Annotated in this window: 7 protein-coding genes and 3 pseudogenes; 7 read left to right on the top strand and 3 right to left on the bottom strand. The window is 58.6% G+C overall.

Annotation, left to right across the window (positions count from 1 at the left end; all coding sequences use genetic code 11):
* The coding region (locus AWB81_RS47535; RefSeq protein ID WP_235026111.1) for a hypothetical protein at positions 1–210 on the top strand (210 nt) is incomplete at its 5' end.
* 316 nt (positions 211–526) lie between these two features.
* Here the strand turns inward: AWB81_RS47535 and AWB81_RS37560 are convergent.
* Positions 527–1,225: a GntR family transcriptional regulator gene (locus tag AWB81_RS37560; RefSeq protein WP_235026110.1), complete on the bottom strand. Its 699-nt coding sequence runs from the start codon at positions 1,223–1,225 to the stop codon at positions 527–529.
* Between the two features lie 228 nt (positions 1,226–1,453).
* Here AWB81_RS37560 and AWB81_RS37555 point away from each other — a divergent pair, with 228 nt between their 5' ends.
* The 5 genes and pseudogenes from AWB81_RS37555 to AWB81_RS37535 all read left to right on the top strand — a co-directional run bounded on the left by AWB81_RS37555 (position 1,454) and on the right by AWB81_RS37535 (position 7,372).
* Positions 1,454–2,749 carry an MFS transporter gene (locus AWB81_RS37555; RefSeq protein ID WP_062643068.1) on the top strand — a complete coding sequence of 432 codons (1,296 nt, stop codon included), beginning with the start codon at positions 1,454–1,456 and terminating at the stop codon, positions 2,747–2,749.
* Positions 2,750–2,792: 43 nt separating this feature from the next.
* A pseudogene (locus AWB81_RS37550) lies at positions 2,793–3,513 on the top strand (maleate cis-trans isomerase family protein).
* A gap of 10 nt (positions 3,514–3,523) precedes the next feature.
* On the top strand, positions 3,524–4,939 hold the full coding sequence (hydA, locus tag AWB81_RS37545) for a dihydropyrimidinase (RefSeq protein ID WP_062643066.1): 1,416 nt from the start codon (positions 3,524–3,526) through the stop codon (positions 4,937–4,939).
* 14 nt (positions 4,940–4,953) lie between these two features.
* Positions 4,954–5,706, top strand: a complete 753-nt coding sequence (locus AWB81_RS37540) for an aspartate/glutamate racemase family protein (protein ID WP_062643064.1) — start codon at positions 4,954–4,956, stop codon at positions 5,704–5,706.
* Between the two features lie 190 nt (positions 5,707–5,896).
* Entirely contained in the window at positions 5,897–7,372 is a 1,476-nt protein-coding gene (locus tag AWB81_RS37535; protein ID WP_200822610.1) for an NCS1 family nucleobase:cation symporter-1, read from the top strand.
* Between the two features lie 384 nt (positions 7,373–7,756).
* Here AWB81_RS37535 and AWB81_RS37530 read toward each other — a convergent pair whose 3' ends face one another.
* Together AWB81_RS37530 and AWB81_RS37525 are read right to left on the bottom strand one after the other, a co-directional pair.
* Positions 7,757–8,944, bottom strand: a complete 1,188-nt coding sequence (locus AWB81_RS37530; RefSeq protein WP_062643062.1) for a TIGR03118 family protein — start codon at positions 8,942–8,944, stop codon at positions 7,757–7,759.
* 531 nt (positions 8,945–9,475) lie between these two features.
* A pseudogene (locus AWB81_RS37525) lies at positions 9,476–9,811 on the bottom strand (IS30 family transposase); the annotation flags it as partial.
* 147 nt (positions 9,812–9,958) lie between these two features.
* Here AWB81_RS37525 and AWB81_RS47530 point away from each other — a divergent pair.
* Positions 9,959–10,184, top strand: a pseudogene (locus AWB81_RS47530) (hypothetical protein); the annotation flags it as partial.

Raw genomic sequence — 10,184 nt, 5'->3', positions numbered from 1 at the left:
GTGGAAACCCTGTTCTTTTTGCCGTGGAATCGGCATTCACTTTGCCGTGGAATTCGTGTTCTTTTTGCCGTGGAATCCTTGCTTACTTTGGCGTGGAATATTCATGCTGGCGTACGTCAGACGGAATTCGGCCCCCTCCGCCCGAGGGTGCCCGAGGGAGGGATCCTATCTGTGAGTGCGGCAGAATGCCATCTCGCTACGTTGAAGTGACCGATTGCGCCCAACTTGTGGGGCGCGTCGCTCGTTCGCTTGCTGTTGGCCGCATCGCACGCGGCAGGGATAGGCAGATCCGAATCCGGAGCCATGGTGCAGGAACGGGTGGCGGGAACGGTTGCGCAATATAGCGTCCGGAAAACTGACGCGTCGTCCGCGAAAGCCAAGCGCAGCGTCGCAAAGCGCGAATGCGTTATAGCAGGGTCTACACGGCGCGCCCCTATGCCGGCACGGGTATCGTCGATGGTTTGATGTGGGGTCGCGGACGACCAGAAACCTATGAACCGGCCGATGCGAGTTTCACAGACCTTCGCTACTTGTCGCTCGTGGCCTCTAGCACTTTCATCACTTCCGCTGCCGTGTGTTCCGAATGTTCGCGTAGTAACCGAGAGAGACATGCGCCGTCGCGCTTGGACAGTGCCTCCAATATCTCACCGTGTTCGCCAAGAGACTCGACCCAGCGCAGCACATCTGCATTGGCCGCACCTCGCGCGCGGTGGATTTTGCTCATCAGCGAAGCGTACAGATCGGATAGAACAGGATTGCCGGCGACATCGACGATGTGCTGATGCACTTTCTGGTTGGCGCGGTAATAGGCCGTACGCTTGCCCTCGCGGTGATAGGTCTCCATGGTGCGATGGCGCTCCAGCAGCACCTTCATCTGCTTGTCGTCAATACGCTGCGCCGCAAGCCGTCCGGCGGTTTCCTCCAGTCCATGCAGCACTTCAAAAATGGCAGCAATCTCGTCCTTGTCGATCGGTGCGACCTGATAGCCCATGTGCTGCCGGTGTGTCACGTGCCCCTCGGTCACTAGCGTTTTGAGCGCTTCGCGTACCGGCGTTTTGGAGATGTCGAACTGTTCACACAGCGCTTTCTCGTCGATATGCTCGCCGGGAGTCAATTCGCCTTCGAGGATCATCTCGCGCAATCGCTCCGCGATCGCGGCGTACATGCCCGTGCCGCGAAGGCTGATGCGCTTGCGTGTATCAGTCGGTGGTGACTTCATGTCCATGTTGCCTCTGTTTTTGTGTTGACTCTTCCCGTTCTGCTTAATTGTCGTACAGGTTGGCCCGCAGCTCCAGAAAATTAATATGTCGTAAGTTCAAGTACTTACGACGCTTGTAATTTATAATTACACATCATATACTGCCCCTGCGCATACGGCGCACCGGGACGCGAGTGGTCCCGGTTACAAAACTGAAACCCGAATGCCATTTCAGGCACAACGGAGGAGACACAAATGCGAGTCGTAGATGCAGCCGAGCAGGCTGAGGTCAGGACCGGCGTACGCTGGAAAGTATTCCTGATCATGTTGATGCTGATTTCGATCAACTATGTGGACCGGGCCTCGCTGTCCGTCGCCATGCCCCTGATCGCAAAGGAGTTCGATATTGCCCCTGCAATGCAGGGACTGATTCTCAGCTCGTTCTTCTGGACCTACGCGTTCATGCAGATCCCGGGGGGCATGCTCGCTGACCGTTTCAAGCCGCGCATCGTGATCGCGTGCGCCACGTTGTTCTGGGGCTTTTTCCAGGGCATTGCTGCAGTCTGTTCAACAGCAACTGCGCTGATTCTCACCCGACTCGGTCTGGGGCTTGCCGAAGCACCGATCTACCCGGCAGGCGGCAAGCTCAACGCAATGTGGATGACGCGCCATGAACGCGGCCGCGGGGCGACCCTGCTTGATGGTGGCGCCCCGTTGGGGGCGGCACTCGGCGCGGTGATCATCTCCGGGCTTATCAGCGAGTTCGGATCCTGGCGCACCTCCTTCGTGGTGGCCGGTGTTGGCACGATGCTCGCCGGCCTGTTTGCCTGGTACTACATCCGAAACAACCCGCGCGAGCATCCGGCAGTCAATCAGGCCGAAGCAGACTATCTCGAAGCGGCCCTGGAGGAAGAACACCGCAGCGAGCCGGTTCATGCGAGCGGGCGTAGCCTTGATTTTTTCCGGTACCGCTCGGTGTGGTGCATGTTCTTCGGTTGGATGTGCTTCAACTCGGTGTTCTACGGCTTGCTCACCTGGATGCCGAACTATCTGAACAAGGTCCACGGCTTCAATATCCAGCAGATGGGCGGAGCCAGCTTCGCGATCTTCTTTAGCGGCTTCGTCGGTGAACTTGTCGGCGGATGGATCGCCGACAAGTGGAAGGCGGCCGGTGGTTCGCCCAACCGCGTGATGCGCACGCTGTTCGCTATCGCCGCCGTAGCGGCCACGGTATCGATCTTCTCGGTGGCTTATGTCGGGGATCCGGTGACGGTGGTGGTGTTGCTTGCATCCACCTTGTTCTTCCTGCGCTGGTGCGGTCTCTATTGGTGCCTGCCATCCATCCTCGGCACGCGCAACAAGATCGGCTTTCTCGGCGGCTTGATGAATCTGGGCGGCAATATCGGCGGAGTCCTCGTTCCGATCATTGTTGGCCTGATCGTGCAGACCACTGGATCCTACTTTCTGGCCCTGATGTTTTTCGCTGCCGCAGGCGTGGGGCTCTTCGTGTGTTCGACGCTCATCGACTACGAACGCAAATTGCCGGTCTGAGCCGGACTCTCTTTACCTTTCACAACTGATTGCTGACTTGATTATGAGCAAACGCGTCCTGCTTGGCATGCTTACCCCCTCGTCCAACACCGCGCTCGAACCGATTACGAGCGCGATGGTTGCCCGGTGTCAGCGCCCATTTCTCGCGCTTTACGGTCACCGAGATCTCGCTGTCCGAGCGAGCACTTGGCCAGTTCGACACAACCAACATCATTCAGGCCGCCAGGCTGCTCGCCGACGCCAAGGTCAATGTGATCGCATGGAATGGCACCTCATCCGGCTGGCTCGGTTTCGAGACCGACCGCCGCCTGTGTCGCGAGATCGAGGAGGCGACCGGCATTCCCGCAACCACCTCGGTGCTGGCACTGAACGAGATCCTGGACAAGACCGGCGTGAAGAAATTCGGTCTGGTCAGTCCGTACCTCGAGGAGGTTCAGCAGAAGATCGTCGCCAATTACCGCGCTAACGGCATCGACTGCTCTTCCGAAAGCCATCTTGGCCTGAAGGTGAACTTCCAGTTTTCTGAAGTCACCGAAGATAGGCTCCGCGCACAGATCAGCGAGGTCGCGATGCACCGCCCGGAGGCAATCGTCACCTTTTGCACCAACCTGCACGCCGCGCATCTGGCCTCAGAAGTGGAGCAGCAACACGGTATTCCGCTCTACGACACCATCTCCACCGTGATATGGAAGTCGCTGAAGCTTGCCGGCTACGATACGACCCGACTCGCGGGATGGGGTCGGCTGTTTTCCGAAGCTGCGTGAGAGACCTGCCATGACATCAATGTACGACCTGGTAATCCGCAATGCCGACGTGGTAACCGCGTCTGAGCGCTTTAACTGCGACATCGGCGTGAAGGACGGCATCGTCGTCGCGCTGGGCCGCGATCTCGTTGCAGGCCGGCGCGAGATCGACGCCACCGGCCTGCTGGCGTTGCCCGGCGGTATCGACGCACACTGCCATCTCGATCAGCCAATGCCTGACGGGTTGAAGATGGCGGATGATTTCCACAGCGGTACGCGTGCTGCCGTGTGCGGCGGCACCACGACCGTGATCCCCTTCGCGGCGCAGGCGAAGGGCCAGTCGCTCCAGGCGGCCGTCGACGACTATCATCGCCGCGCCGACGGTCGCGCGGTCATCGATTACGCGTTCCATCTGATTGTCTCCGATCCGACGCCGGAGGTGCTAGAACGCGAGTTGCCAGAACTGATCTCGGCTGGCTACACGTCGTTCAAGATCTATATGACCTACGATGACCTCAAGCTCAGCGACCGCGAGATACTTGAGGTGATGGATGTTGCGCGGCGCAACCAGGCGCTCGTCATGGTGCATGCCGAGAATTCTGACTGCATCGCGTGGTTGACCGACAAGCTCACCGAAGCCGGCAAGCACGCGCCAAAGTATCACGCGGCATCACGGCCAGCAGTGGTCGAGCGAGAGGCGACGCATCGAGCGATCGCCTTTTCCGAGCTCGTCGACGTGCCTATCCTTATCGTTCACGTGTCGGGCGAGGACGCGATCGAGCAGATTGAATGGGCGCAGCGACGCGGCCTCAACATTTACGCCGAAACCTGCCCTCAGTATCTGTACCTGACCGCCGGAGACCTCGGCCATGAGGACGGCTACCACGGCGCAAAGTGTGTTTGCAGTCCGCCGCCGCGCGATGCGTCCAGCCAGAAGGCTGTGTGGAGTGCGCTAAAGCGTGGTGTTTTCAGTGTGTTCTCGTCTGACCACGCGCCATTCTCATACAACGATCCGCAGGGCAAGAAGCCCGGTGGCAACGAGGTGTCCTTCGAGCATATCCCGAATGGCATCCCCGGCATCGAGACCCGGCTGCCGCTGCTGTTCGATGGTGTGAGCCACGGTACGCTTTCACTGAACAAGTTCGTTGAGCTGACGTCCCTGAACCCTGCCAAGCTGTATGGCCTCTACCCGCGCAAGGGTACGATCGCGGTTGGCGCCGACGCCGACATCGTGCTATGGGACCCAAACAAGCATGTCACCATCAGCAATGACGCGCTGCACCACAACGTGGACTATACGCCCTATGAGGGCCGAACTGTACAAGGCTGGCCGAAGCACTGTCTGTCACGCGGGGAACTGCTGGTCGATAGCGGCCGCTATCTCGAGCCGGAGGCCGGTCGGGGTCGCTTTCTCGCCGCGGGCAAACCGCAGTTCGTCGACCTCTGATATCGGAGCACAACATGAAGATACTGGTGATCAACCCCAACATCTCCGAAAGTGTCTCGACGCTGATTCATGCGGAGGCGCAGCGCTGCGCCTCGCCTGGTACAGAAATCGAGGTCGCGACCGCACCGTTCGGAGTTGCGTACATCGAGACACGCCTTGAAGCACTGGTTGGCGCGTACGCGACCGCATGCGTGGCGGCCGAACGTCATGGAACTTACGATGGTGTCGTGGTTGCGGCATTCGGTGACCCAGGCCTCCAGGGCATCAAGGAACTGATCGACGTGCCCGTAGTCGGCCTGACAGAGTCATCACTCATGACCGCGGCAATTCTCGGGCAGCGCTTCTCGATTATTGCGATCTCGCCCCGAATCAAAGCGTGGTACCGCGAGACTGTCGAACGCAGTCATCTGGCGGGCCGGCTCGCCAGCATCCGCGCGCTCGACGAACCGTTACGCGATATCGGCAGCGTGCAACAGGATTACGCCGGAAGACTGAAGACGCTGTGTAAGCAGGTGGTCGACGACGACGGGGCCGACGTGATCATCATCGCCGGCGCTCCACTCGCGGGGCTCGCGCGTGAGATCCGTAACGAATTGCCGGTGCCGGTGGTCGATGGCGTGTCGAGCGCGATTATTCAGCTTGAGGGCCTTATCCAGCTACGCCCCAAAAAAGCAACGAAAGGCAGCTTCACCCATCCGCCAGTCAAGCCGAACTCGGGCCTGCCCGAACCGCTTGAACGGTTGCTGAACAATGGACAGAAGGATTAATCCAATCCCTCTTCGGACGGATTGTTCAACATTCATGCGTGAGAGTTGCGGCGTGCCGACGCTTGCACCTCACGGCATGCGCGACTAAGTCAGACGCGGCCGTTGAGCGTTGCGGTTGTTACATTCATGGAGGGCCCGTCGTTTCGCTGATTCAACAGCAACGACCGGCTTATGCCGAGGAGACGTGATCGTGGAAAAGCAGCACAAGCATCTTGCCAAACTCGACCCGACTGGTCGGCTCTACAACGAAGACCTGGCGCCCGCCATCGAGCGGAAGTGGACTTCTTACAGCTTCTTTGCTGTCTGGATGTCGGCGATCCATAACATTGGCACCTACACGTTCGTTGCAGGGCTGTTTGTTCTAGGCCTGACGGGATGGCAGGTACTTGCGGCGATTCTGATAGGAACGGGCATTCTGTTCTTCGGCATGAACTGGGCGGGACGGATGGGAGCGCAAACGGGGATTCCTTTTCCCGTCATGGCGAGAATCAGCTTCGGCGTCTGGGGTGCCAACGTACCGGCGCTGATCCGCGCCGTCATCGCAATCTGCTGGTACGGCATTCAGACCTACCTTGCATCGACCGCAGTAGTCGTGCTCCTTCTGCGAATGAACCCAGGGTTGCAGCATTGGCAGGATCAGAGCCTGCTCGGCCTTTCATATCTGGGTTGGGCCTGTTTCGTGTTTCTCTGGGTGATGCAACTGCTAGTTATCACACGGGGCATGGAGGCGGTCCGTCGGTTCCAGGATTGGGCCGGCCCCGTCGTGTGGGTTGTGATGCTTCTGATGGCTGTCTGGCTCTTCGCAATGGCCGACTGGCATATTCCGATGAATCTATCCGTCAAGCCGCTATCGGGTAGCGGGGCGATCCAGGGTATCCTGACGGGCGCATTTCTGCTTGTTTCGACATATGCAACCATGTTGCTCAACTATTGCGACTTCACTCGGTTTGCAAAAACGGAACGCGCGGTGATCGTGGGAAATTTCTGGGGAATCCCAATCAATTTTGCAGCCTTCGCGGCGATCAGCATCACGATGACAATCGGCACCGTGGTGGTCTTCGGTAAGGCTATCACCGACCCGGCATTGATCCTTGCAAAAGTGCCGAATACGTTCGTACTGGTGGTCGGTGCGTTGATGTTCGTCGTTGCGACGATCGGAGTCAACGTCGTCCTCAACTTCGTTTCGCCGGCCTACGATTTGGCAAACGTGTGGCCCAAGCGGATTACGTTCCGTCGCGGCGGGATCATCAGCGCAGTACTTGCACTTGTGGTCATGCCCTGGAATCTGTACTCGAATCCCGTCGTCGTGAACTACTTTCTGGGTGGGCTCGGCGCTTTTCTCGGCCCGCTCTTCGGGATAATGGCCGCCGACTATTTCCTGATTCGGCGCGGCGTGGTCAATATCGATGACCTGTATCGGTCGGACGAAGGCGGTGAATACTTCTATCGCAATGGATTCAATACTAGGGCACTGGCCGTGTTCGTTCCGACCGCGGGCGTGGCTGTTGCGATTGCGCTGGTTCCCACGCTCTCCGCAATTGCAGCATTTGCGTGGCCGATTGGCTTTATCGCAGCCGCTGTAGTGTATTTTCTGGCGATGGGCGGGATGGCGAACCGGTCCATCACGCACTCGGGGAATAAGAGGGAACTAGGCGCCTTGGAGTAGCCGGCAGGAGCTAAGGGCGGCGCGTCGCAAAAACGACGCGCGTGCCGAGTTGCTCTGCTATCTCGGGTTTGCCCAGCTCGTCTCTACGGCTCGAAAGTGCGAATGGCTGCGCACCGATCATCTCGTTGGATCGTCGCGAATCCGGTTGAGGGCGAACGGAACATGATGCGAATGGCCCGAGCGTTCTTCAATCGAAACGGTGTGGCACGGATCGCACCGGTGTGGAGCACTCCGCCGATTCAACGTCGGACCGGATTCGGACCGTTTCCAGACGCAATGTTGGTGAGAGCGCCTGGAGATCCGTCGCGCTGCATGCTCGCCACCTCATGGCTGTGACGAGGTCACCGCCATGAGGTGGCGCAGGGAGCCACACGTGACTGCCAGCTATTGCCTGTGCTGACCGGACGCTCGCGCCTTGGAGGCGCTCAATGGAATGATGGTACCGAACAGTCCGTTGGTCTCTTTGTTAGGAGCTGCCGAGAAGTACAGTGTGTCCGAGTCCGAGTTGCGGCCGCCACCGAGAGTGAGAGCCCACAGGCCGTCGATAGCCAGTGGATTGCCGTACGCATCCTCAAGGAGATCGAGGAACCTGCCGTTATCGTCGAAGACATTGATTCGGCCATTGCCAAAATTACCAATCAGAATCTTGCCGCTGAAGCGCCCGAACGCAAACGATGCGCGCGTGATTCCCCACGGCGAGTCGAGCGACCCTCGGCTGGCAAAGCGGCGCAGCAGGTGACCGTCGGTGTCGAATACATCGACGAATCCGTGACCGTTACCTGCAACATCGTCATGCTTCTGATCGTTCTGTTTCGCATAAGTTACGAAAAGGTCGCCGTCGATGTTTGCGATACCAAACGGGGCGTAGCCAGCCGGGATGTCATGGTCCGTGAAGGCGCCGTCTGTCGGCGCGGGCGTGAACAAGCCGTTCGTACCGCTCGGCCCGAATACGTCGATCCGACCCGACCGGAAGTTCGTCGCAAACAGAAATCCTCCTTTCGCGTTGACACCGAAGACGAGACCCTTGTAGACGGCCCCGCTGGCGGCGGATGGAGAGGACGAGTTGTCCACCGCGATCACGGCGTTGTTTGCCGGATTCAACCCACCGGCCCAAGCGGAAATCGTGCCGTCCTCGGTCGCGAAGATGAATACGGCCGGGATCTTGGTACCTGGCACGAGAAACGCGGCTGAGGGGTTCCACACAATTCCGGTCGGCGCCGCGGGCGTGGGATTCGGTGGATTGTTGGGAAAGACGGGATGACAGGCGCCGGTCGGTATGACATTGCCAGGCAGCGGAATAGAGACCTGCAGCGCCACCTTTGCCCCCTCACCGTCATATAGCGTCGAGCAGCCTGTCGCATTGTCGTTGATCCAGAACGGACTTCCTGCCGGACTAAAGGCAATTCCCCAGGCGTTCTGCAGTACCCCGTCGACCTTCGGGGCAGCGCCTGCCAGGTTGGACACGAGTGGTGCGACGACGTAAGCATCATCGTCAGCGGCATGCCCGATTGTTAAGCCGGCGGCGAGGACGATCGTGGCCGCCGCTTTGAGACCCCAAGAGACCTTCGACATGACTACCCTCCTCAGTCTGACTGAGAAATTGCTCCGCGAGTTGTGCCAGAGAAGAGTAAACGACCGCCGTACTCCGAAAATTCCACTGCGACCCGGGACAAATGGCAGGATAGGGGCGACCGCTACCCTTTGGCTCGATTGAAAGAGCAATGTGCCTTAGGCAAGCTACTTTGAGGGGGCACGACAAATTACGCGGTACTGTTGACGGGGATAGACTTACCTTGTGGTCACGAACTTAACGGTCGGGCGGAGGCGGACAATTCACCGCTCAGTTCAGCACCCTGTATTACGTGGACGCGCCCGTCGTCTTCATGACCCAGCCGTTCCACGGCGACTTCGCCGAGTGCTCACATACTTCGCCGCGTCAAACCTTTCGGCCGCGGCTGTCGGTCCGGCCCTCACGCATCGGGCTCGCCGTACTGACCGTCCTTGGCCCAGACCTATGGCGCGATGCTCGTTAAGCAGCCGTCCTTCACACCGATGCTCGACCTTTCGGCCCCGAAAGGCTAATGGCCATTCGACTTTGCGGATTCAACCGGTCGATGCAATAGATTGATGAAATCGCTCAGCCGGTGTATCAAAGTTTAGAGTTTTCCTTGGACGTTCGTTGAGCCGCCTGGCCACGGCATTGAGTTTTGCCTGCGAATACGCAGAGAGATCGATTCCTTTGGGGAAATACTGTCTCAGGAGCCCGTTCATGTTTTCGTTCGATCCGCGTTGCCACGGGTTGTATGGATCACATAAGTAGACCTTGATGTCGGTTGCCACGGTGAAGCGTTTATGGTCAGCCATCTCCTTGCCCCGATCCCAGGTCAGCGATTTGTACAGTTCGTCAGGCAGTTTCCCGGCATGCTGCAGAATCGACGCCGTGACGTTTTGTGGACTTTGCTAACTACCAATCGGCGAAGCAAAGGAAAGGTGGCCGCAATTCTTTGAAAGCAACCGCTGTCTCTGCATTGGGTCTAAAGCTGCTCAACGTTATGTGGGGCTGCACGCTATTTGCATAGCTATGAAATGGAATCTCAGCCGAATCAAGGAAAGTCGTCTTACGCGCAGATGGCGGATTTTTGTAGCGCGCAGGTAACACACGACTTTCGATTCGGGGCCGGGAAAGCCACACCAACGCCTGAGCCGGTGCTGCAGCAGGCTTCGAATTTTCTACATCCGGGTCCGTCGACAACACCACAAATCTCGATCGTCCAGTTGCCGAACACGGTTTTAACGCTGGGTGCGCAACCGC

It is taken from the genome of Caballeronia arationis, assembly GCF_001544975.2.
Classification (GTDB): Bacteria; Pseudomonadota; Gammaproteobacteria; order Burkholderiales; family Burkholderiaceae; genus Caballeronia; species Caballeronia arationis.
This window is presented reverse-complemented; position numbering and strand designations above follow the sequence as displayed.